Genomic DNA, 22,458 nt, shown 5'->3' with positions numbered 1-22,458 from the left:
GTAGGAGCGGCGGTGCGCCGCTCCTACAGGGCTCTGAATTGCTATAAGATAACCCCCCTCGAATTAGTGCCCTGCCTTGCCCCGGAGCTCCCCATGACGGCCCCAGCCGACCTCTCGCCTACCCTTGAACTGGCCTGCGACCTGATTCGCCGTCCGTCGGTTACCCCGCTGGACTTCGACTGCCAGAAACAGATGATGCAACGCCTGGGCGATGCTGGTTTCATGCTTGAGCCGATGCGCATCGAAGACGTCGACAATTTCTGGGCCACCCATGGCACCCAGGAAGGCCCGGTGCTGTGCTTTGCCGGCCATACCGACGTGGTCCCGACCGGCCCGGTGCAGGCCTGGCAGAACGATCCGTTCGATGCCCTGATCGATGCCGACGGCATGCTCTGCGGGCGTGGCGCGGCTGACATGAAAGGCAGCCTGGCCGCCATGGTAGTGGCCACCGAGCGCTTCGTCGCCGACTACCCCAACCATCGCGGCAAGGTCGCCTTCCTGATCACCAGTGATGAAGAAGGCCCGGCCCACCACGGCACCAAGGCCGTGGTCGAGCGCCTGGCCGCGCGCAACGAGCGCCTGGACTGGTGCATCGTCGGCGAGCCGTCGAGCACCAGCCTGGTCGGTGACGTGGTCAAGAACGGCCGTCGCGGCTCGCTCGGCGCCAAGCTCACGGTGCGCGGCGTACAGGGCCACGTGGCCTATCCGCACCTGGCCAAGAACCCGATCCACCTGGCAGCTCCAGCCCTGGCGGAACTGGCCGCCGAGCACTGGGACGAAGGCAATGCGTTCTTCCCGCCGACCAGCTTCCAGATCTCCAACCTCAATTCCGGCACCGGCGCCACCAACGTGGTACCGGGCGAGCTGACCGCGCTGTTCAACTTCCGCTTCTCTACCGAGTCGACGGTCGAAGGCCTGCAGCAGCGGGTTGCCGCCATCCTCGACAAGCACCAGCTCGACTGGCACGTGGACTGGGCGCTGTCGGGCCTGCCGTTCCTGACCGAGCCGGGCGATTTGCTCGACGCAGTGTCGGCCAGCATCAAGGCAGTCACCGGCCGTGAGACCAAGGCATCGACCAGCGGCGGCACCTCCGACGGGCGCTTCATCGCCACCCTCGGCACCCAGGTGGTCGAGCTGGGCCCGGTCAACGCCACCATTCACCAGGTCAACGAGCGGATCCTGGCCAGCGACCTCGATGTGCTGACCGAAATCTACTACCAGACCCTGACCCGGTTGCTTGCCTGATGCTCACCTGCCCGATCTGCAGTGCCGCGCTGAGCACCCTCGACAATGGCGTGGCCTGCCCGGCCGGCCACCGTTTCGACCGTGCCCGCCAGGGTTACCTGAACCTGTTGCCGGTGCAGCACAAGAACAGCCGTGACCCGGGCGACAACCAGGCCATGGTCGAGGCCCGCCGCGACTTTCTAAACGCCGGCCATTACGCCCCGGTGGCCCGCCGCCTGGCTGAGCTGGCCGCCGAACGCGCACCCGCGCGCTGGCTGGACATCGGCTGTGGCGAGGGTTACTACACCGCGCAAATCGCCCAGGCGTTGCCCGAGGCTGACGGTTATGCCCTGGACATCTCCCGCGAGGCGGTCAAGCGCGCCTGCAAGCGCAACCCGGCGCTGACCTGGCTGGTGGCAAGCATGGCCCGGGTGCCGCTGGCCGATGGCAGTTGCCAGTTCCTCGCCAGTGTCTTCAGCCCGCTGGACTGGCAAGAGGCCCTGCGCCTGCTGAGCCCCGGCGGCGGCCTGATGCGCGTCGGCCCGACCAACGAGCACCTGATCGAACTGCGCCATAAGCTCTACGATGAAGTGCGCGACTACAGCGACGACAAGCACCTGGCGCTGGTCCCCGAGGGCATGCACCACGCCCATAGCGAAACCCTGAAATTCCGCCTCAGCCTTGCCGATAGCAAGGCCCGCGCCGACCTGCTGGCCATGACCCCTCATGGCTGGCGTGCCAGCGCCGAGAAACGCGCGCGCGTCATCGACCAGGCCGAGCCTTTCGAGGTCACGGTATCGATGCGTTACGATTATTTTGTGCGCCAAGACTGAGCGCACCCGGAGCCCCTATGCGCCAACCCGATATCGAGATTTACCTGAAAGACGCCGAGGTCGACCACAAGCAGATCGCTGCCTGGCTCGGCGAAGCGCTTGGCCCGTGCAGCGACTGGCAGCAGAAAGGCCAGACCTACAAGTGCATGGCCGGTAACATTCCAGTTACCTGGTTACCGAAGGCTGTGGGCAAATGGAACAGTCTTTACCTGGAGAGCGACCAGACCCCTTGGGATGATGACATTGCCTGCGCACGCGCAGCCTTTGCCGCGCTGAACGTCGAAGTGCGCTGTGCACCGGGCAGTTGGGTCGAGGAAGAAGGTGAAGAAGATGCCGATCGCTGGATCCGCATCAGTGCCGACGGTGAAGAGGAAATCACCTGGCGGACCAGCTGAAAACTGTCTTCGAAAAGGCCCGCCCCGGTCGTCCGGCGGCGGGCCTTTTCGCTGGTGGGCCCAGGCTCGAGGCTTGTGGCCCGGCGCTTACAGACCGACTACGTCTTCTGCCTGCAAGCCTTTCTGGCCCTGAGTCAGATTGTATTCGACCTGCTGCCCCTCGAGCAGGGTGCGATGCCCCTCCCCGCGGATGGCACGGTAGTGAACGAACACGTCCGCGCCACCTTCACGCTGAATGAAACCGTAACCTTTTGCGTCATTGAACCACTTTACACTTCCAGTCTCACGAGACGACATCTGCACTACTCCGGATTTTTATTTTGGAATCGCCTTGCATGCAGAGGGGTCACGGCCCCCTGCCGACGCAGCTTGCACAAATCTCTTGCAAGCGGCGGACCGAGTATATGACACACTTAAATTAATTTTCATGACCGGGGCGCTTTTTGCTGAACTTGCGCAGATACGGCACACTAGTCGACTGAGCAAATACTCAAAAATCTCATCCAGAGCACACACCGTATGACCCGTTCCCCCTTGCGCCGCCTGATCTTCGGCGCCCTGCGTCGCCTGTTGTACCTGTGGGTTCGCTCCGAGACCATCAACCAGTCATCCTTTACCCTGAACCTGGATCGCAGCCGGCCGGTGTTCTACGCCCTGCAGTCGCCGTCGCTCACCGACCTTGCGGTGCTCGACCGCGAATGCACCAAAGCCGGGCTGCCACGCCCGGTGCTGCCGGTCGCCGTCGGCACCCTGCACGAGCCGGCAGCGTTCTTCTACCTGACCCCGGAGCCCGACTGGCTCGGCCGCCAGGACAAGCGCGGCGCCCCGCCGACCCTGGCACGACTGGTCAACGCCATCAGCCAGCATGCCGAAGAAGACGCGCAGATCATCCCGGTCAGCGTGTTCTGGGGCCAGTCGCCGGCCAGCGAATCCAGCCCGTGGAAGCTGCTGTTTGCCGACAGCTGGGCGGTTACCGGGCGCCTGCGGCGCTTGCTCACCGTGCTGATCCTGGGGCGCAAGACCCGCGTGCAGTTCTCGGCGCCGATCCACCTGCGCGAGCTGGTGCAGCACAACAAGGGCCACGAGCGCACCGTGCGCATGGCCCAGCGCCTGCTGCGGGTGCACTTTCGCAACCTCAAGACCGCCGTCATCGGCCCGGACATCTCCCACCGCCGCAACCTGGTCAAGGGCCTGGTCCACGACCCGCTGGTGCGCCAGGCCATCGCCGATGAAGCCGAACGCGAGAAGATCCCGCTGGCCAAAGCCGAAGCCCAGGCCCTGCGCTACGGCAACGAGATCGCCTCGGACTACACCTACACCGCCATCCGCTTCCTCGAAGTGGTGCTGAGCTGGTTCTGGAACAAGATCTACGACGGCATCAAGGTCAACCACATCGAGCAGGTGCAGGGCATCGCCCCGGGCCACGAAGTCATCTATGTGCCGTGCCACCGCAGCCATATCGACTACCTGCTGCTGTCCTACCTGCTGTTTCGCAACGGCCTGACCCCGCCGCACATCGCCGCCGGCATCAACCTCAACATGCCGGTGATCGGCGGCCTGCTGCGCCGTGGCGGGGCGTTCTTCATGCGCCGCACGTTCAAGGGCAACCCGCTGTACACCGCGGTGTTCAACGAATACCTGCACACCCTGTTCACCAAGGGCTTCCCGGTCGAGTACTTCGTCGAAGGCGGCCGCTCGCGCACCGGGCGCATGCTCCAGCCGAAAACCGGCATGCTCGCCATTACCCTGCGCAGCTACCTGCGCTCCTCGCGCACGCCAATCGTCTTCGTGCCGGTGTACATCGGTTATGAACGGGTGCTCGAAGGCCGCACCTACCTGGGCGAGCTGCGCGGGGCGAGCAAGAAGAAAGAATCGATCTTCGACATCTTCAAGGTCATCGGCGCGCTCAAGCAGCGCTTCGGCCAGGTGGCGGTCAACTTCGGCGAGCCGATCCGCCTCGGCGCCTTCCTCGACCAGCAGCAACCCGGCTGGCGCGAACAGGAGCACGGCCCGCAGTTCCGCCCGGCCTGGCTCAACGAGACCACTTCGCGCCTGGGCGAAAAAGTCGCCCAGCACCTGAACGAGGCGGCGGCGATCAACCCGGTCAACCTGGTGGCCCTGGCGCTGCTCTCCACCAGCCGCCTGGCCCTGGACGAGCGCGCCCTGGCGCGGGTGCTGGACCTGTACCTGGCGCTGCTGCGCAAGGTGCCCTACTCGCCGCACACCACCCTGCCTGAAGGCGATGGCCTGGCGCTGATCAGCCACGTCAAGGGCATGGACCTGCTGGCCGAGCAAAGCGATGCGCTGGGCAAAATCCTCTACCTGGACGAGCAGAACGCCGTCCTGATGACTTACTACCGCAACAACGTGCTGCACATCTTCGCCCTGCCAGCCTTGCTGGCGAGCTTCTTCCAGAGCAGCTCGCGGATGAGCCGCGAACTGATCCTGCAGTACACCCGGGCCTTGTACCCGTACCTGCAATCGGAGCTGTTCATTCGCTGGGAGCTCGATGAGCTGGACGCGGTGGTCGACCAGTGGCTGGAGGCCTTCGTCGAACAGGGCCTGCTGCGCTTCGAGAACGGCGTGTACCTGCGCCCGGCACCGAGTTCGCGGCAGTTCGTGCTGCTGACCTTGCTGGCCCGGGCCATCACCCAGACCCTGCAGCGCTTCTACATGGCTACCGCGTTGCTGCTCAACAGCGGCCAGCACACCCTGAGCGCCGAAGAGCTGGAAGACCTGTGCGTGATCATGGCCCAGCGCCTGTCGATTCTGCATGGCCTGAACGCCCCGGAGTTCTTCGACAAGACCCTGTTCCGCCACTTCATCCAGACCCAGATCGAGCAAGGCGTATTGCGCCCGGACAGCAACGGCAAACTTGGCTACCACGAAAAACTCAGCGAACTGGCCGAGGGCGCGGCCAAGCGCGTGCTGTCGGCAGAGGTGCGCCTGTCGATTCGCCAGGTCGCCCTGCAGCGCAGCGAAGAAGCCACCGAAACTGCGGTATAGGCCATACTGGCCAGTGCCTTTGGAGCAACACGAATCGAACCGCCTGGCGACCGCAACCGCGGCGCCGGCGCTAAGGAGCTACTGATGAAAAAACTGTCCCTGATCCTTCTTGGCAGCCTGCTGGCCGCGTGCAGCAGCACCCCTGAAGCCCCCAAGGCCAGCCTCGACGGCGAGGTCTTCTACCTGCAACGCATCGCCCTGCCGCCCGCCGCCACCCTGAGCGTGGCCCTGCAGGACGTGTCGCTGATGGACGCCCCCGCCGTTACCCTGGCCAGCCAGAGCGGCCCGGTCAAAGGCAATGTGCCGCTGCCCTTCCACCTGAGCTACGACCCGGCCCAGGTCAAGCCCGGCCACCGCTATGCGGTAAGCGCGCGGATCGAACTGGACGGCAAGCTGCTGTTCATCAACACCGAGCACCATGGCGTGCAACTTGATGGCAACGACCCGCAGCCGGTACGCATCAAGGTCGATGCCGTTCGTTGATTGATTGTTTTTCCTTCGTATAAGGATGCTGCCATGTTCCGCCCCGCTCTAACCTTCACCGGCCTGTGCGCCGGCCTGTTGCTGTCGGCCAGCGCCCTGGCGCTGTCGCTCGGCGACCTCTCGCAAAAAGATGCCTCCACCGGCCTCAAAGACGCCCTGACCCAGGGTGCCCAGGTAGCGGTGAAACAACTGGGTACCCCGGGTGGCTTCAGCAATAACCCGGATGTGCGCATCGAACTGCCCGGCAACCTGGGCAAAGTCGCCAAGAAGATGAAAGCCTTCGGCATGGGCGCCCAGGTCGATCAGCTGGAAACCAGCATGAACAAGGCCGCCGAGGCCGCCGTGCCGCAAGCCCAGGCGCTGCTGGTGGATGCCGTGAAGAAGATGACCGTGGACGATGCCAAGGGCATCCTCAGCGGCGGCAACGACTCGGCTACCCAATACCTGAGCAAAACCAGCCGCGAGCAGATCCGCGCCAAGTTCCTGCCGATCGTCAAGAAAGCCACCGACCAGGTCGGCCTGGCCCAGCAGTACAACAACTTTGCCGGGCAAGCAGCGACCCTGGGCGTGCTCGATGCCAAGAACGCCAATGTCGAAGGCTACGTGACCGAACAAGCGCTCAACGGCCTGTTCGAGATGATTGCCAAGCAGGAAGAAACCATCCGCCAGAACCCGGCGGCGGCAGCTACCAGCATTGCCAAGAAGGTGTTTGGCGCGCTGTAAGCGCCAGCTACAAGCTTCGAGCGACAAGCCACAAGCAGTGTGAACAGCACCTCTTGCAGCTTGCCGCTTGTAGCTCTCAACTGCTCTTTCTGACCCTGAACCACGCCGCATACAGCGCCGGCAGGAACAACAGCGTCAACGCCGTCGCCACGATCAAGCCACCCATGATCGCCACCGCCATCGGCCCGAAGAACACGCTGCGTGACAGCGGGATCATCGCCAGCACCGCCGCCAGGGCGGTCAGTACGATTGGCCGGAAGCGCCTTACTGTCGCCTCGATAATCGCCTGCCAGCGGTCCAGCCCGGCGGCGATGTCCTGCTCGATCTGATCGACCAGGATCACCGAGTTACGCATGATCATCCCCGACAGGGCGATGGTCCCGAGCATCGCGACAAAACCGAACGGTTGGCGGAACACCAGCAGGAACAGGGTCACGCCGATCAACCCCAGGGGCGCGGTGAGGAACACCATCACCGTGCGCGAGAAGCTGCGCAGTTGCAGCATCAGCAGGGTCAGGACCACGACGATGAACAACGGCACCCCGGCGTTCACCGATTTCTGCCCGCGAGTGGAGTCCTCCACTGTGCCACCCACGTCCAGCAGGTAGCCATCGGGCAGCTCGGCACGTATCGGGTCCAGGGTCGGCAGGATCTGCTTGACCAGGGTGACCGGCTGTTCCTTGCCATAGATGTCGGCGCGCACGGTGACGTTGGGCAGGCGGTTGCGGTGCCAGATCACGCCTTCTTCAAAGCCGTATTCCAGGGTTGCCACCTGCGACAGCGCCACACTGCGGCCATTGTCGGTAGGCACCGCCAGGCTCGGCAGGTTGGCAAGCTCGCTGCGCTCCTGCTGGGTACCGCGCAGGAGGATCTCGATCAGCTCGTTGTCCTCGCGGAACTGGCTGACCGCCGAGCCGGTCAGCGAGCTTTGCAGGAACTTCGCCAGGTTCGCCGTGCTCACCCCCAGGGCGCGGGCGCGGTCCTGGTCGATGTTCAGGTAGACCACCTTGCTCGGCTCTTCCCAGTCCAGGTGAACGTTGACCACGTGGGGGTTCTCGCGCACCTTGGCGGCCACTTTGCGGGCCAGGGCACGCACCTGCTCGATGTGCTCACCAGTGACCCGGAACTGTACCGGGTAACCCACCGGCGGGCCGTTTTCCAGGCGCGTGACCCGCGAACGCAGGTCGGGGAACTGCTCGTCGAGGGTTGCGATCAGCCAGCTACGCAGCTGTTCGCGCTCCTCGATGGTTTTCGCCAGCACCACGAACTGGGCGAAACTCGGCGCCGGCAATTGCTGGTCGAGTGGCAAGTAGAACCGCGGCGAGCCGGTGCCGACATAGGCCACATAGTTGTCGATACCGGCGCGTTCCTTGAGCAGCGCTTCCAGGCGCTTGACCTGATCGGCGGTGTTGCTCAGCGAGGCGCCTTCGGCCAGCTTCAGATCGACCATCAGTTCCAGGCGCCCGGAAGCCGGGAAGAACTGCTGGGGCACGAAACGGAACAGCAAGATGCTGCCGACAAACAGCGCGATGGTCGCCACGATCACCGTCTTGCGCCGCTCCACGCACCAGCCCACCAGGCGCCGCACGCGCTGGTAGAACGGCGTGCCGTAAGGGTCAGGGCCGCCTTCGGCGGTGCCGTGCTTGGCCGCATGCAGCTTGGCCAGGTCAGGCAACAGGCGCTCACCCAGGTACGGCACGAACACCACCGCGGCAACCCAGGAGGCGAGCAAGGCGATGGTCACCACCTGGAAGATCGAACGGGTGTATTCACCCGTGCCGGATTGCGCGGTGGCAATCGGCAAGAAGCCTGCGGCGGTGATCAGGGTGCCGGTGAGCATCGGGAAGGCGGTGCTGGTCCAGGCGTAGCTGGCGGCCTTGAACCGGTCGAAACCCTGCTCCATCTTGATCGCCATCATCTCCACGGCAATGATCGCATCATCCACCAGCAAGCCCAGGGCCAGCACCAACGCGCCGAGGGAGATCTTGTGCAAACCGATGCCGAAGTAGTACATGGCGGCAAAGGTCATCGCCAGCACCAGCGGAATGGCCAGGGCCACCACCAGGCCGGTGCGCATGCCCAGCGAGAAGAAGCTCACCAGCAAGACAATGGCCAGCGCTTCAACCAGCACCTGAACGAACTCGCCGACGCCGGTCTTCACCGCCGCTGGCTGGTCGGAGACCTTGCGCAGCTCCATGCCGGCCGGCAGGTTGTGGGCAATGCGGGCGAACTCGGTTTCCAGCGCCTTGCCCAGCACCAGAATGTCACCGCCAGCCTTCATCGACACCGCCAGGCCGATGGCGTCCTCGCCCATGAAGCGCATGCGCGGCGCGGGCGGATCGTTGAAGCCCCGGCGCACCTCGGCAACATCGCCGATACGGAAAGTGCGGTCACCGACCCGGATCGGGAACTGCTGGATCTGCTCGACCGTGGTAAAGCGCCCGCTGACCCGCAGTTGCAGGCGCTCGCTCGGCGTCTCGAAGAAGCCTGCGGTGCTCACCGCGTTCTGTTCTTCCAGCGCCTGTTGCACCGCTGCCAGGGGCAGGCCGAGGGTGGCCAGCTTGAGGTTGGACAGCTCGATCCAGATCTTCTCGTCCTGCAGGCCAAGCAGCTCGACCTTGCCGACATCCTTGACCCGCTGCAACTGGATCTGCACGCGGTCGGCGTAGTCCTTGAGCACGGCGTAATCGAAGCCGTCACCGGTCAGCGCGTAGATATTGCCGAAGGTGGTGCCGAACTCATCGTTGAAGAACGGCCCCTGGATACCCTGCGGCAAGGTGTGGCGGATATCGGCGACCTTCTTGCGGATCTGGTACCAGAGCTCGGGGATATCGGCCGAATGCATCGAGTCGCGGGCCATAAAGGTGACCTGCGATTCACCGGGCCGCGAGAACGAGACGATCTTCTCGTACTCGCCGGTTTCCATCAGCTTCTTTTCGATGCGCTCGGTGACCTGACGCGAGACTTCCTCGGCGCTGGCCCCTGGCCAGTTGGTGCGAATGACCATGGCCTTGAAGGTAAACGGAGGGTCTTCGCTCTGCCCCAGCTTGGTGTAGGACAGCGCGCCGACCACAGCCAGCAAAATCATCAGGAACAGCACGATCTGCCGATTGCGCAGGGCCCAGGCGGAAAGGTTGAAACCCATCGGGACTTACTCCTTGGCCGCCAGATTCACCACACGATTGGACCGGTCCACCGGACGAACCTGCTGCCCCTCCTGGAGTACATGCACGCCGGCCGCCACCACCCAGTCCGAGGCATTCAGGCCTTCGAGCACTGGCACGCTGTTTTCACCGTAGGCACCCACCCGCACCGGTACGCGCTTGAGGGTGTTGTTGGCATCGACACGCCAGACGTAGGTCTGGCCGTTTTCTGCGGTCAGCGCCGAGAGCGGCACCGCCAGGGGAATGTTCTCGGCGTGCTGGATGTACACCCGGGCGCTTTGCCCAAGCTCGGCCGGCACCTTGCCGGCGGTAAAGGCGATGCGCGCAGCGAAGGTTCGCGAGCGCGGGTCGGCCGAAGGCGACAGTTCGCGAATCCGGCCATTGAAGCGTTGATCCGGTTGCGACCAGAGCTCCACCGCCACCGTCTGGCCGACCTTGAAGCGGCCAAAATTCTGCTCAGGCAGGCCGATCAGCACTTCGCGCTCGCCATCGGCGGCCAGGGTGAACACAGTCTGCCCCGCAGCCACCACCTGGCCCACCTCAACCTGGCGCTTGGCGATCACGCCGTCCTGGGACGCGCGCAGTACGGCATATTCTGCCTGGTTGCCGGCGACGTCGAACTCGGCGCGCACTTGCTTGAGCCGGGCCAGGCCAGCACGGTAGAGGTTTTCGGCGTTGTCGTATTGCGAATGGCTGACCATCTGCCGGTCGAGCAGGGTCTTGTAGCGGTCGCGCTCGGCCTTGACCAGGTTCAGGTTGGCTTCGGCAGCGGCCAATTGGGCACGGCTGGCTTCCAGTTGCAGGCGCACATCCTGGGGGTCGAGTTCGGCCAGTGGCTGTTCGGCCTTGACCCGCTGCCCCTCCTCGACCAGGCGCTTGCTGACCTTGCCACCGATGCGGAACGCCAGCTCCGGCTCGAAGCGCGCACGCACCTCGCCGGGGTAGCTGTCGGCGGCGGCGCTGGCCGGCTGCGGCTGCACCACCATGGCCGGACGAAGGGAAGTCTGCGGTGCGCTTTCCTGCCCGCAGGCAGCAAGCAACAGCACGAGACCAACGGGCAAAGCGAGGGGCAAGGCATGGCGCAACATGATGGACGACCTTTCGCGAATGGCGCTTTGAATATTTATACTGGCGGGTATATTAAATCAGGGAACCGGAGCGGGGAAGCAGGCCTGCGCGAGAAATCCCATATTTACGCCGGGAGCAGCGCGTCGATTTTTGCCCGCCGAAATGCCGGTCGCGATGTACCATGTGCACTTACTGGAATATGTAACTTTTCACTCATGCCCAAAGTCACCGCTGCTACCGGCCCCGGCCGGCCCAAGGACCTGGCAAAACGCCAGGCCATTCTCGAGGCAGCCAAGGCGCTGTTTCTAACCCTTGGCTATGCCAACACCAGCATGGATGCGGTCGCGACAGCGGCAGGTGTGTCAAAACTCACGGTCTACAGCCACTTTACCGACAAGGAGACGCTGTTCTCTTCGGCAGTGGTCGCCACCTGCACGGCACAGTTGCCCGAGCTGATTTTCGAGCTGCCTGAAGGGGTACCGCTGGAACAGGTGCTGCTGAAGATCGGCCGCGGCTTTCAGGCGCTGATCAGCAGCGACCTGTCGGTCAAGCTGCACCGCCTGATCATGGCCCTGGGCAATCAGGACCCGAAACTCAGCCAGATCTTCTTCGAGGCCGGGCCGTTGCGGGTGCTGCACGAGATGGAGGCGCTGCTGCGCCAGGTGGATGCCCGCGGGCTGCTGCGCATTGAATTGCCGGCCAACGCTGCCGAGCACTTCTTCTGCCTGCTCAAGGGCGCGGCCAACTTCCGCCTGTTGCTCGGCTATGCCCCGGCGCTGGATGCCGAGGCCTCCGAGGCCCATGTGCAAGAAGTGGTGGCGCTGTTCATGCGCGCTTACCGACCTTAAGCCTTGAGGGCTTTTTTCGGATAGATGTCGTAGCGGCTGGATTTGCCTTCCAGGCAGTGGCTGGGCTTGGGCCCGTCGATGATCGGCGCCTTGCGCGGGCGCTTGACCACCACCCGGTGGCTGGCCAGGGCCAGGGCGGCTTCGAGCAGCGCCGGGGCGTCGAGGTCGTCACCAACCAGTGGGCGGAACACGCGCATTTCCTTTTTTACCAGGGCGCTCTTGTCGCGATGAGGGAACATCGGGTCGAGGTAGATCACCTGCGGCGGCTCACCCTGCCAGGTGCGCATACGCTCGATGGCATTGCCGGTGAGCAGTTGCATGCGCGCAACGATGGGGCCCACCTCGGCATCGCTGCGGGCGCGGGCCAGGCCGTCTTCGAGCAAGGCCGCGACCAGCGGCTGGCGCTCGATCAGGGTCATCTGGCAACCGAGGCTCGCCAGCACGAAAGCGTCCTTGCCCAACCCCGCCGTGGCATCGAGCACCTGCGGGCGCACGCCCTGGGCGATGCCCACGGCCTTGGCGATCATCTGCCCGCTACCGCCGCCGAATACCCGTCGGTGCGCCGCCGCGCCTTCGACAAAATCCACCCGCACCGGCCCCGGCGCCTGCGCACCGAGTTGCTGGATCTGCAGGCCATCGGCGCCGATCTGCACGGCAAAGCCTGCATTGTCATCGCTCAGCGGCAATCCCAGGCGCTGCGCCCACTCGCCAGCCTGGGCCTGATAATCGGCCGTCAATGCCTCGACCCGGATGCCGCCGTCAGCCAGTTGCTCCACCATCAAATCCTGTACTCAAAAAAATTAAATGATCGTCGGCCGCGGCCGATATACGAAGTATTCGCTATTTTGCCAGACCAGCACCCTCTGCGACTGCCATGACCGACATTCTTCAGCTCAACTCAGGTTATATCTCGCCCGTCGGCGACTATGGCCGGCACAATACCCAGGCACTGGGCGGCGTCAGCCACCTGTGGCAGGATTTTTTTGCCCGCGCCCTGGCTGAGCAGCAAGGTCAGGAGGACGCGGCCAAGGCCGTGGCCACCGAGCAGTTCGACAAAGTCACCGGCGAGCCGCTGGGCGGCAGCCAGGTGCTGGCGCAGATCCACAACCAGCGCCTGTGCGATGTGCACGACACCGAACTGGCCCCGCCAGAGCCGCTGTTCCTGCCGATCGCCGAGCTTGAGCCGCAGCTGCTGGAAAAACTCGCGCCGCCGTTCAGCGCCGCCGAACTCATCGAGCAACAGCGCCAGCTGGATATCAGCAACACCTGGGTACGCCCGGTAGTCATGAGCCAGGGCCACCCGCTGCCCGAACCCGGCCCGGCACCACAGGCCAAACCGTTGTACCTGCCGATCGCTGAATTCGAGATGGACCTGCTGGACAAGGCGCCGGAGCCCTTCGACGACGCCACCATGGCCGTGCAGCAATCGCAGCTGGACTTCGACAACCGCTGGGCTCGCCCGGTGGTGCTGAACAACGTGCGCATCGCCGCCTGAGCCTTAGCGGCAGATCTGCCAGAAGCCCATGTCCAGGTGAAAGTGATTGCGGTGTGCGGCGTTGTACTCAGGCCCCAGCACCGTGTTGAAACTGTCGCAGGCACTGGCGTGCACATCCCTTAAAAACTTCGCTTTGACGCCCTCGCCCGGCCAGTCCTTGAGCAACTGGATACGCTGCCCGTCCGCCAGGCGAAAGCCGGCGATATCCAGGGCATTGGCCGTGGCGTGCTGGCTCAGGCGGCCATTCTTGCGGTTGTACATGTTGCGACAGGCAAAGCTGCCCAGGTGATCGACCTGCACCACCGGCTGGGCAAAGGCGCGCTGTGCCGCCGGTTGCAGGGCGTGGCGCTCGAACAGCGCATAAGCCACCGCCAAGGGGCAACTGGCGAGAAAGCTGCTGCTCAGGCGCACCGACGAGCCTTCGACGCGCACCACGTTTTCCAGGGGGCACGGCGCATTGGCGGGGCTGTCGGCCTGCTTGCGGTAGCGCAGGCTGGAGGTGGCCAGGGCCTGCTCGCACAGTTGCGGATCATCCTCAAGGCGGCCCAATTTATACGGCGTAAGCAAGTTCGGCGGCTGGCGCACATCCAGCACCGCCCAGGGGTTCCAGGCATCCGGCAGATGCCAGCCCAGGCGCCAGGCAGCACCCAGTGCAACGAGCAGAATCAGACACAGTACCGCGAGCAATCCTTTGCGCATGGTCGATCAGCGCCTGAACAACTGGTTGAGCTGGTCGAACGACAGCGCCTGGTCGGCGTAGTCAAAACAGCCTTGATCATGAATCTGCTGCGCAGCGTTGAAAAACGCCCCATAGGCGGCCCGCGCCAGCGATGAGCCGACGCTGATGCGCTTGACCCCCAGCGCTTGAACGTCGGCAAAACTCAAGCGCACACCGCTCAGGCCCATCAGCACATTGACCGGCTTCGGCGCCACCGCCTGGACCACCCGACGGATCTCCTCGGCCGTACGCAAGCCCGGCGCATACAGCACATCGGCACCGGCTTCGGCGAAGGCCTGCAGGCGGGCGATGGTGTCGTCCAGGTCCATGCGCCCGTGCAGCAGGTTTTCCGCGCGGGCACAGAGCATGAACGGAAAGTCCAGGCTGCGCGCGGCGGTGACGGCCGCCTCGACCCGCTCCACGGCGTGATAGAAGCTGTAGATTGGCTCGTCGACATTGCCGCTGGCATCCTCGATCGAGCCGCCCACCAGGCCAATGGCGGCGCCTTGCAGGATCGCCTCGCCACAGCCCTTGGGGTCGTCGCTGAAACCGTTCTCAAGGTCGGCAGCCACCGGCAATGCCGTGGCATCGACAATGGCGCGGGCATTGACCAGGGTTTCATCCAGGCTCATCGCCCCTTCGGCATCTGGCCGCCCCAGGGAGAACGCCAGGCCGGCGCTGGTGGTGGCCAACGCCTCGAAGCCGAGGCTGGCCAGCAGCTTGGCCGAGCCGGCATCCCAGGGGTTGGGAATGACAAAGGCGCCATCGCGCTCATGCAGGGCTTTGAAGGCTTCGGCACGCAGGGTTTGCACATCCATGATCTCGGCTCCCGGGCAGGCGGCAGGACGCGCTCAGAGCAGGCCGAGTTGTTCGGCTTCTGGCGTGCGGTCCAGTTCAGGCAAGGCCGCAAGCCCCGGCAGGCGCTCCATCAGGCCTTGATGAAAACGCCGGGCCAGGGCGGCGGCCAGGCGGTTGTCGGCAGTATGCAGGAAAACATAGGGGCTGCGCCCCTCCTCGATCCAGGCCGCGACCTTGTCCAGCCACGGCAGCAGAAACGGCTCGTTGGCGGCCAGCTCCGGGTGGCCGATGAAGCGGATCTGCGGGTGCTGGGTAAAGGCGGTCGGGCGAGGCGGCACGCGCGGTTTTTTCGACTGGGCGTGGAGCACCTCGGGCGTCTGTGAAGTACAACTGAACAACGCGCGAGGGTCGAGACAGATGCGCTCCACACCACGCTCAAGCAGCAGGCGGTTGAGCAGGCGCTCTTCCTCGCCCTTGCTGAAGAACGCCGCGTTGCGCACTTCCACGGCGATGGGCACGCCAGCCTCGTCGATAAAGTTCACCAGCTCGCTCAGGCGCGCCGGGCCGAAGGTTGCCGGCAACTGCAGCCAGTACGGCGCAACCCGTGCGCCAAGGGGCTTGAGCAATTCGATGAAGGATTGGGCGGCGGCCAGTTGAGCGTGCAGGTCACCGCTGTGGCTGATGTCGCCGGGGAACTTGGCGGTGAAGCGAAAGTGCGCCGGCATCAGCTGCGCCCAGCGTTCGATGGTCGCCGGTGCCGGGCGGGCATAAAAGGTGGTGTTGCCTTCTACGGCATTGAAGACCTGGCTATACAGGCCGAGGAAGTCGCTGGTTTTAGCCTCGGCCGGGTACAGGTACTCGCGCCAGGCGTTTTCACTCCAGGACGGACAACCGACAAAATAGGGCAGCGTGGACAGACTCATCCATCAAATGTACAGGTCCAGCCCCAGTACTTCCATCTCCCAGTCAACGAAACCGGCAGTGGTCAGGTAGCTGGCCAGGGCATGGGCGGTGCGCTTGTTGCGCGCCCGCGGGAAGATCATGTCCTGAGGCCGCGCCGGCAGGCCGCCGGTGCGCGCCTGGCCGTGGCTGGCGCTGGCTTGCGCCTGTACTTCGAACTCGCCCGGCAGATCTTCGTCGTCCACGTCATCGGTACGTACCGGCGCTTTGCGCGGGGCTCGCTTGATGGGGTAGGACTGAGAAGAAAAACCGTCTATGCGCATGGCGATTACTCAGGAGCAGTGATGGCAATTTAGCAGCATCGCTGATCCTTCGCTAATGCCCGATTGATAACTGGACCACAGATCGGGCAAAAGGTTTTATTTTGCCTGGGAATAACCGACGAACTGCACTCAGCGCGCTTTCGGCGTGGCCACCTTGTCGCGCAGGTACACAGGTTGCGCGAGGTCGGCGGCAATCGCCTCGCCGCGCTGCCAGGCGAAGGTCGCCAGGCTCAGCAGGTCCTGGGCATGGGGCAGCAGGCGGGCGTCCTGGCCGCAGGCCTTGACCGCCAGGCGCTCGGCATAGCCCCAGCCAGTGCCCGCGCCAAACCAGTCGCCGCTGGCACCCTCGGGCAAAGCCACCTGCTCCGGTGGCAGCACCGCCTCCTTGCCCTGCAGGCGCATTTCGCCGTCAACGTTGCGATAGCAGCCCCAGTAGACCTCGTCCATGCGCGCATCGATCGCCGCCGCCACTTGCTGCACGCCCTGCTCACGCATGGCACGCTGGGCCAGCACGGCCAGGTTGGACACCGGCAGTACCGGCCGCTCGAGGGCGAAGGCCAGGCCCTGGACCACGCCAATGGCAATGCGCACGCCAGTGAAGGCGCCCGGGCCACGACCGAAGGCGATGGCATCGAGCTGTTGCAGGGTGACGCCGGCATCGGCCAGCAGTTGCTGGATCATCGGCAGCAGCTTCTGCGCGTGCAGGCGCGGGATCACCTCATAGTGGCTGGAAACCTTGCCATCATGCAGCAAGGCAACGGAGCAGGCTTCGGTGGCGGTGTCGAGGGCCAGCAAGGTGGTCATCGGGGGTTCCAGGGGCAAGAAAAAAGAGCAGCATTATAAACAACAACGGCCCGCAAGCGGGCCGTTGTCTGCACTACCGAGCGTCGATCAGCTCAGTGCGGCCAGGACCTTGGCGGTGATCGCGTCAACCGAGCCCACGCCTTCGATATGCGCGTACTTCGGCTTGCCAGCGTTGGCAGCCGAGAGCTTCTGGTAGAAGTCTACCAGCGGCTTGGTCTGGTCGTGGTAGACCGACAGGCGATGACGCACGGTTTCTTCGGTGTCGTCTTTGCGCTGCACCAGCGCTTCGCCGGTTTCGTCGTCCTTGCCTTCAACCTTTGGCGGGTTGTAGACAACGTGGTAAACGCGGCCCGAACCTTCGTGCACACGGCGGCCAGCGATACGCTGAACGATTTCTTCGTCTTCGACAGCGATTTCGACCACGGCGTCCAGCTCGACGCCAGCAGTCACCAGGGCTTCAGCCTGAGGAATGGTGCGCGGGAAGCCGTCGAACAGGAAGCCGTTGGCGCAGTCAGGCTGGGCAATACGGTCCTTGACCAGGTTGATGATCAGCTCGTCGGAGACCAGCTTGCCAGCGTCCATGATCGCCTTGGCTTCCAGGCCCAGCGGGGTGCCGGCCTTGACCGCGGCGCGCAGCATGTCGCCAGTGGAAATCTGTGGAATACCGAACTTTTCGGTGATGAACTTTGCCTGAGTACCTTTACCGGCCCCGGGAGCTCCCAGCAGAATTACGCGCATCTTGTGCTCCTCATTTTTTTGTAAGCAAATCAGTGGGTTTGCCACGCAGGGCCAATCCCGAAATTTGGGTGATGATCGTAATTTCGATCAAAAGGCTGCTCAAGATACACAGCGCCCGCAAGCCACACAAGCGCTCGAAAGTCGGAAAAACCCACGCACTGTGGCCACTTGCAGCACAGGTTGCGCCGAGCGCAACCTGTTGCTTTACAAGCATTCGGCCCTTCCTGGGCAAACCCTCGGCAAAGCGTTTTGCCAACTCAGCCGGTATTGCGCAAACCTGCCGCGATGCCGGCCACGGTGACCAGCAAGGCCTGCTCCAACGGGCTGTCCAGAGCGGCTTCACGCCCACGCGAGCGCGCCAGCAGCTCAGCCTGCAATAGATGCAGCGGGTCCAGATAGGTGTTGCGCAAGCGGATGAATTCCAGGGTTTCGGGGCTGTGCGCCAGTAGCACCGGCTGCCCGGTCAGCCCCAGTACCACCTCGCACGCCTGCGACAATAGGTCGCGCAAATGTGCACCCAAAGGTCGCAGTTCTGGTTGCACCAGACGTTCGTCGTAGGAGCGGGCGATATCGGCATCGGCCTTGGCCAGAACCATCTCCAGCATGTCGATGCGTGTGCGGAAAAACGGCCACTGCTCGCGCATCTCGGCCAGCAACGGCCCCTGGCCGCGAGCCAGGGCGTTGTTCAATGCCGCTTCCCAGCCGAGCCAGGCCGGCAGCATCAGGCGGGTCTGAGTCCAGCCGAAAATCCACGGGATCGCCCGCAGGCTTTCGATGCCACCGGCGCGGCGCTTGGCCGGGCGGCTGCCCAGCGGCAGGCGGCCGAGTTCCTGTTCGGGGGTGGACTGGCGGAAGTACTCGACGAACTCGGGGTTGTCGCGCACCACGCCGCGATAGGCCTTGACGCCGTCGGCAGCCAACTGGTCCATCAGCGCGCGCCAGGCCGGTTGTGGCGGCGGCGGTGGCAGCAGGGTCGCTTCGAGAACCGCCGCCAGGTAGAGGTTCAGGTTCTGCTCGGCGATGTCCGGCAAGCCGAATTTGAAGCGGATCATCTCGCCCTGCTCGGTAGTGCGCAAGCGCCCGGCCACCGAACCCGGCGGCTGCGACAGGATCGCCGCGTGGGCCGGGCCGCCGCCACGCCCGACGGTACCGCCACGGCCGTGGAACAACAGCAGTTCGACCTGCTGCTCGCGGCAGATGCGCACCAGGGTTTCCTGGGCGCGGTACTGGGCCCAGGCCGCGGCCGTGGTGCCGGCATCCTTGGCCGAATCGGAATAGCCGATCATCACCTCCTGCGGGCCATGCAGGCCGGCGCGATACCCCGGCAAGCCCAGCAGGCGCTCCATCACCGGCCCGGCGTTGTCCAGGTCAGCGAGGGTTTCAAACAACGGCACCACGCGCATCGGCCGCAGCACGCCGGCCTCTTTAAGCAGCAACTGCACCGCCAGCACATCGGAAGCGGCGCCGGCCATGGAGATCACATAGGAGCCCAGCGAAGCTGCCGGTGCAGCGGCAATCTCGCGGCAGGTGGCGAGCACTTCGGCGGTGTCGGCCTGGGGCCTGAAGTAGCTGGGCAGCAGTGGCCGCCGGCTGTTGAGTTCCTGCTGCAGGAAGGCCACACGCGCGTCTTCATCCCACTCGGCATAGCGGCCAAGGCCAAGGTATTCGGTGATTTCACTCAGCGCCGAGGTGTGCCGGGCGGCGTCCTGGCGCACGTCCAGGCGCACCAGGAACAGGCCGAAGGTCACCGCCCGACGCAGGCAATCGAGCAGCGGGCCGTCGGCGATAACCCCCATGCCACAGGCGTGCAGCGACTCAAAGCACAGCTGCAGCGGCTCGAACAGTTCACGGTTGTCCTGCAGCACTTCAGCGGCCGGCGCTTGCGCCGTGGTCAGCGCGGCATGGGCCCAGGCGCGGGTGACCCGCAGGCGCTCACGCAATTGCTTGAGCACGGCGCGATAAGGCTCGGCCGACTCGCCCACCTTGGCCCTCAGCGCTTCGCTGGCCTGCTGCATCGACAGTTCGGCGGCCAGGGCATCGATATCGCGTAAAAACAGGTCAGCGGCCATCCAGCGCGCCAGCAACAGCACTTCACGGGTCACCGGCGCAGTGACATTGGGGTTGCCGTCACGATCGCCGCCCATCCACGAGGCAAAGCGGATCGGCGCCGCCTCCAGCGGCAGGCGCAGGCCGGTGGCCTGGTGCAGGGCCTTGTCGACCTTGCGCAAGTGGTGTGGCACCGCTTGCCATAGCGAATGCTCGATCACCGCAAAGCCCCATTTGGCTTCGTCTACCGGGGTTGGCCGGGTGCGGCGGATTTCTTCGGTGTGCCAGGCTTCGGCGATCAGCCGTTGCAGGCGTTCGCGGATCTGCTCGCGTTCGGCGGGGGTCAGGTCGCGGTGATCCTGGGCAGCCAGTTGCGCGGCAATCGCGTCGTACTTCTGGATCAAGGTGCGCCGCGCCACCTCGGTCGGGTGGGCGGTAAGCACCAGCTCGATGCTGAGCTTGCCCAGTTGCCGGGCCAGGGCATCGTCGCTGTGGCCGGCGGCCTTGAGCCGCGCCAGCAGTTCGGGCAGCACCCGCGCTTCGAAAGGTTCGGCCTGGCCGGCGTCGCGGCGGCGGATCAGCTGATACTGCTCGGCGATGTTGGCCAGGTTGAGAAACTGGTTGAAGGCCCGCGCCACCGGCAACAGCTGGTCTTCGGCGAGGTCATTGAGGGTCGAGCTCAGTTGCTCGGCGCTACCGCTGCGGTCGGCCTTGGCACTGCGGCGTATGTCCTCGATGGTCTGCAAAAACGCTTCGCCGTGCTGCTCGCGCACGGTATCGCCCAACAACTCGCCCAACAAATGAACATCTTCACGCAAGCGCACATCGATATCAGTCATCAGCCATGTCTCCGGCATTCGGGAAAACCGCTCTGGGTCCAGAGTGCCCCAGTAGCGCCCGGGCTTCAAGGCAGGGTCATGGCTGGGCCACAGGGTGAACTACGCTCAACACAGGCACACAGGAGACCATCATGAAAATCCGTGATCTTGCCCAGCATTGGGAACAGCACGCCAAAGGCTCGCTGAGCCCCACCGGCCATGTCCTGCACCTGGACATGGAAGCGGCGGCGCGCCTGGCGGCCCTGGCCGAGATGTACCCCAAGCGCCAACCCGAAGAACTGCTCGGCGAACTGCTCGGGGCTGCGCTTGAAGAGCTGGAAGCGAGCTTTCCGTATGTTCAGGGCGCGCAGGTGATTGCCACCGACGAAGAGGGTGACCCGCTGTACCAGGACATCGGTCCGACCCCGCGGTTTCTTGCCCTTTCACGCCGCTACCTGCACGAGATGAGCAACCCCAAAGAAGCCGGCAAGCCTTGATCCACCCCGCCTCCTGATCCGCGCTGCGAGCGCCCGCGCAGGCGCTCGCGTACCGCCGGCACGCCTGAAAGTTCAACGAAAAACCCACTGACCGATCAGTCAGAAAAAACCGCGAACAAGCGGCACTTTTTTCTGAACTATTCAAAAAACGCTTCGGTCACAGCCAATAGCCATCACGGCAAAACCCTTTCAGAACCGGGTCAGAGCAGTCCCGTAGCTGACGGGTCGCGCCGATGGACTGTTACGGAATTCGTTGTTCATCAGGAGTGATCCAATGGAGTTGACCACCATGAAGACCCGCACCGCAAACACCCCGTCCACTCACCTGCGCGGGCTCAAGCTGGCCGCGCTGGCACTGGGCAGCAGCCTGGTCCTGGCCGGCTGTGCCGGCAACCCACCTACCGAGCAGTACGCTGTCACGCAATCGGCGGTCAATTCCGCTGTCAGCGCCGGCGGTACCGAGTTTGCCGCCGTCGAGATGAAGGCTGCGCAGGACAAGCTCAAACAGGCGGAAATCGCCATGCACGACAAGAAGTACGACGACGCCAAGCGCCTGGCCGAGCAGGCCGAGTGGGACGCCCGCGTCGCCGAGCGCAAGGCCCAGGCCGCCAAGGCCGAGAAAGCCGTACAGGATGCCCGCCAGGGCGTTCAGGACCTGCGTGAGGAAGGCATGCGCAGCGTCGAATGACGCCCGCCCACCGACCCGTGCATTCGTAATCGATCAAAGGATGAACCATTATGCGTAAACACGTGATGATCCCCGCCCTTCTGGCCCTGAGCGTTGGCCTGGCCGCCTGCTCGACGCAGCCGAACGCCAACCTGGAATCGGCCCGGACCAACTTCTCGGCCCTGCAGAGCAACCCGCAGGCCGCCAAGGTCGCGGCCCTTGAAACCAAGGACGCCCAGGACTGGCTGAACAAGGCCGACAAAGCCTACATGGACAAGGAAGACTCGAAAAAAGTCGACCAGCTTGCCTACCTGACCAACCAGCGGGTTGAAGTGGCCAAGCAGACCATTGCCCTGCGCACTGCCGAAGGCAACCTGAAAAACGCTGCCGCCCAGCGTGCCCAGGCGCGCCTGGATGCCCGTGATGCGCAGATCAAGAAGCTGCAGGACAGCCTCAACGCCAAGCAGACCGACCGCGGCACCCTGGTGACCTTCGGCGACGTGCTGTTCGACTTCGACAAGGCCACGCTCAAGAGCAGCGCCTACCCGAACATCACCAAGCTGGCGCAGTTCCTCCAGGAGAACCCTGACCGCAAGGTGATCGTCGAGGGCTACACCGACAGCAAGGGCAGCGCCAACTACAACCAGTCGCTGTCCGAGCGCCGCGCCGCGGCCGTGCGCATGGCGCTGGTACGTGCCGGTGTAGATCCGGCGCGCATCGTCGCCCAGGGCTACGGCAAGGAGTATCCGGTGGCCGACAACACCAGCAACTCGGGTCGCGCGCAGAACCGTCGGGTGGAAGTGACCATTTCCAACGACAACCAGCCGGTGGCGCCGCGTTCGGTCAGCCAGCTGAATTGATGGTTGCTGTGCAGTAACAAAAATCCCGCCGAGTCTGGCGGGATTTTTGT

The 22,458-nt window shown here is 64.3% G+C and carries 23 protein-coding genes; 11 read left to right on the top strand and 12 right to left on the bottom strand.

The window, feature by feature from the left end; all coding sequences use genetic code 11:
• Positions 1-93: 93 nt before the first annotated feature.
• Genes dapE through LOY34_RS05795 form a run of 3 tightly spaced genes read left to right on the top strand, consistent with a single transcriptional unit; the run spans position 94 to position 2,452 of the window.
• On the top strand, positions 94-1,245 hold the full coding sequence (dapE, locus tag LOY34_RS05805) for a succinyl-diaminopimelate desuccinylase (protein ID WP_010224867.1): 1,152 nt from the start codon (positions 94-96) through the stop codon (positions 1,243-1,245).
• Positions 1,245-2,057, top strand: a complete 813-nt coding sequence (locus LOY34_RS05800) for a putative RNA methyltransferase (RefSeq protein ID WP_195885817.1) — start codon at positions 1,245-1,247, stop codon at positions 2,055-2,057. The genes dapE and LOY34_RS05800 overlap by 1 nt, the downstream gene beginning before the upstream one ends.
• 17 nt (positions 2,058-2,074) lie before the next feature.
• Positions 2,075-2,452, top strand: coding sequence for a hypothetical protein (locus LOY34_RS05795; RefSeq protein WP_123565756.1), 378 nt, complete (start codon positions 2,075-2,077; stop codon positions 2,450-2,452).
• A gap of 87 nt (positions 2,453-2,539) precedes the next feature.
• Here the strand turns inward: LOY34_RS05795 and LOY34_RS05790 are convergent, their stop codons facing one another.
• On the bottom strand, positions 2,540-2,749 hold the full coding sequence (locus tag LOY34_RS05790) for a cold-shock protein (RefSeq protein ID WP_038996759.1): 210 nt from the start codon (positions 2,747-2,749) through the stop codon (positions 2,540-2,542).
• Positions 2,750-2,971: 222 nt separating this feature from the next.
• Here LOY34_RS05790 and plsB point away from each other — a divergent pair, with 222 nt between their 5' ends.
• The 3 genes from plsB (at position 2,972) to LOY34_RS05775 (ending at position 6,664) form a co-directional block, all read left to right on the top strand.
• On the top strand, positions 2,972-5,458 hold the full coding sequence (plsB, locus tag LOY34_RS05785) for a glycerol-3-phosphate 1-O-acyltransferase PlsB (RefSeq protein ID WP_045193647.1): 2,487 nt from the start codon (positions 2,972-2,974) through the stop codon (positions 5,456-5,458).
• A gap of 84 nt (positions 5,459-5,542) precedes the next feature.
• Complete coding sequence (locus LOY34_RS05780) at positions 5,543-5,941, top strand: YbaY family lipoprotein (protein ID WP_038996762.1); 399 nt, start codon at positions 5,543-5,545, stop codon at positions 5,939-5,941.
• Between the two features lie 33 nt (positions 5,942-5,974).
• Complete coding sequence (locus LOY34_RS05775; protein WP_195885816.1) at positions 5,975-6,664, top strand: DUF4197 domain-containing protein; 690 nt, start codon at positions 5,975-5,977, stop codon at positions 6,662-6,664.
• Positions 6,665-6,740: 76 nt separating this feature from the next.
• Here LOY34_RS05775 and LOY34_RS05770 read toward each other — a convergent pair whose 3' ends face one another.
• Both LOY34_RS05770 and LOY34_RS05765 read right to left on the bottom strand, forming a co-directional pair.
• Positions 6,741-9,809, bottom strand: coding sequence for an efflux RND transporter permease subunit (locus tag LOY34_RS05770; RefSeq protein WP_045193649.1), 3,069 nt, complete (start codon positions 9,807-9,809; stop codon positions 6,741-6,743).
• A gap of 6 nt (positions 9,810-9,815) precedes the next feature.
• On the bottom strand, positions 9,816-10,916 hold the full coding sequence (locus LOY34_RS05765; protein ID WP_045193650.1) for an efflux RND transporter periplasmic adaptor subunit: 1,101 nt from the start codon (positions 10,914-10,916) through the stop codon (positions 9,816-9,818).
• A gap of 195 nt (positions 10,917-11,111) precedes the next feature.
• Between LOY34_RS05765 and LOY34_RS05760 the strand changes: the two genes are divergently transcribed.
• Positions 11,112-11,744, top strand: coding sequence for a TetR/AcrR family transcriptional regulator (locus LOY34_RS05760; RefSeq protein ID WP_045193651.1), 633 nt, complete (start codon positions 11,112-11,114; stop codon positions 11,742-11,744).
• Here LOY34_RS05760 and LOY34_RS05755 read toward each other — a convergent pair.
• Positions 11,741-12,523, bottom strand: coding sequence for a class I SAM-dependent methyltransferase (locus LOY34_RS05755; protein WP_195885815.1), 783 nt, complete (start codon positions 12,521-12,523; stop codon positions 11,741-11,743). The two genes, LOY34_RS05760 and LOY34_RS05755, sit on opposite strands and share 4 nt — an antisense overlap.
• A 95-nt stretch (positions 12,524-12,618) precedes the next feature.
• On the opposite strand from LOY34_RS05755, the gene LOY34_RS05750 reads away from it, so the two are divergent.
• Positions 12,619-13,239, top strand: a complete 621-nt coding sequence (locus LOY34_RS05750; protein ID WP_195885814.1) for an energy transducer TonB — start codon at positions 12,619-12,621, stop codon at positions 13,237-13,239.
• Positions 13,240-13,242: 3 nt separating this feature from the next.
• Here the strand turns inward: LOY34_RS05750 and LOY34_RS05745 are convergent, their stop codons facing one another.
• The 8 genes from LOY34_RS05745 to ppc form a co-directional block, all read right to left on the bottom strand.
• Complete coding sequence (locus tag LOY34_RS05745) at positions 13,243-13,938, bottom strand: extensin family protein (RefSeq protein WP_093386713.1); 696 nt, start codon at positions 13,936-13,938, stop codon at positions 13,243-13,245.
• A gap of 6 nt (positions 13,939-13,944) precedes the next feature.
• Entirely contained in the window at positions 13,945-14,775 is an 831-nt protein-coding gene (locus LOY34_RS05740; RefSeq protein WP_195885813.1) for an oxaloacetate decarboxylase, read from the bottom strand.
• A gap of 33 nt (positions 14,776-14,808) precedes the next feature.
• On the bottom strand, positions 14,809-15,678 hold the full coding sequence (locus LOY34_RS05735; protein WP_123565747.1) for a DUF72 domain-containing protein: 870 nt from the start codon (positions 15,676-15,678) through the stop codon (positions 14,809-14,811).
• 3 nt (positions 15,679-15,681) lie between these two features.
• Positions 15,682-15,978 (bottom strand): hypothetical protein, encoded by a 297-nt coding sequence (locus tag LOY34_RS05730; protein WP_045193656.1) that lies wholly within the window; start codon positions 15,976-15,978, stop codon positions 15,682-15,684.
• Between the two features lie 129 nt (positions 15,979-16,107).
• The gene (tsaB, locus tag LOY34_RS05725) at positions 16,108-16,782 is read right to left on the bottom strand and encodes a tRNA (adenosine(37)-N6)-threonylcarbamoyltransferase complex dimerization subunit type 1 TsaB (protein ID WP_195885812.1); all 675 of its coding nucleotides are present in this window, start codon (positions 16,780-16,782) and stop codon (positions 16,108-16,110) included.
• Between the two features lie 87 nt (positions 16,783-16,869).
• Positions 16,870-17,520, bottom strand: coding sequence for an adenylate kinase (gene adk, locus LOY34_RS05720; RefSeq protein WP_045193658.1), 651 nt, complete (start codon positions 17,518-17,520; stop codon positions 16,870-16,872).
• Positions 17,521-17,530: 10 nt separating this feature from the next.
• Positions 17,531-17,734, bottom strand: coding sequence for a hypothetical protein (locus LOY34_RS05715; RefSeq protein ID WP_045193659.1), 204 nt, complete (start codon positions 17,732-17,734; stop codon positions 17,531-17,533).
• A gap of 43 nt (positions 17,735-17,777) precedes the next feature.
• Complete coding sequence (gene ppc / locus LOY34_RS05710; protein ID WP_195885811.1) at positions 17,778-20,405, bottom strand: phosphoenolpyruvate carboxylase; 2,628 nt, start codon at positions 20,403-20,405, stop codon at positions 17,778-17,780.
• 131 nt (positions 20,406-20,536) lie between these two features.
• Here ppc and LOY34_RS05705 point away from each other — a divergent pair, with 131 nt between their 5' ends.
• The 3 genes from LOY34_RS05705 (at position 20,537) to LOY34_RS05695 (ending at position 22,408) form a co-directional block, all read left to right on the top strand.
• Positions 20,537-20,881: a pilin assembly protein gene (locus LOY34_RS05705; protein WP_093386725.1), complete on the top strand. Its 345-nt coding sequence runs from the start codon at positions 20,537-20,539 to the stop codon at positions 20,879-20,881.
• Positions 20,882-21,155: 274 nt separating this feature from the next.
• Positions 21,156-21,569, top strand: coding sequence for a DUF4398 domain-containing protein (locus LOY34_RS05700; RefSeq protein WP_045193662.1), 414 nt, complete (start codon positions 21,156-21,158; stop codon positions 21,567-21,569).
• Positions 21,570-21,619: 50 nt separating this feature from the next.
• Positions 21,620-22,408, top strand: coding sequence for an OmpA family protein (locus LOY34_RS05695; protein WP_045193663.1), 789 nt, complete (start codon positions 21,620-21,622; stop codon positions 22,406-22,408).
• Positions 22,409-22,458: the final 50 nt, after the last annotated feature.

The sequence above is a fragment of the Pseudomonas sp. B21-009 genome, assembly GCF_024749345.1.
Taxonomy (GTDB): Bacteria; Pseudomonadota; Gammaproteobacteria; order Pseudomonadales; family Pseudomonadaceae; genus Aquipseudomonas.
The sequence above is the reverse complement of the archived record's forward strand: the minus strand, read 5'-3'. Positions and strand labels throughout refer to the sequence as shown.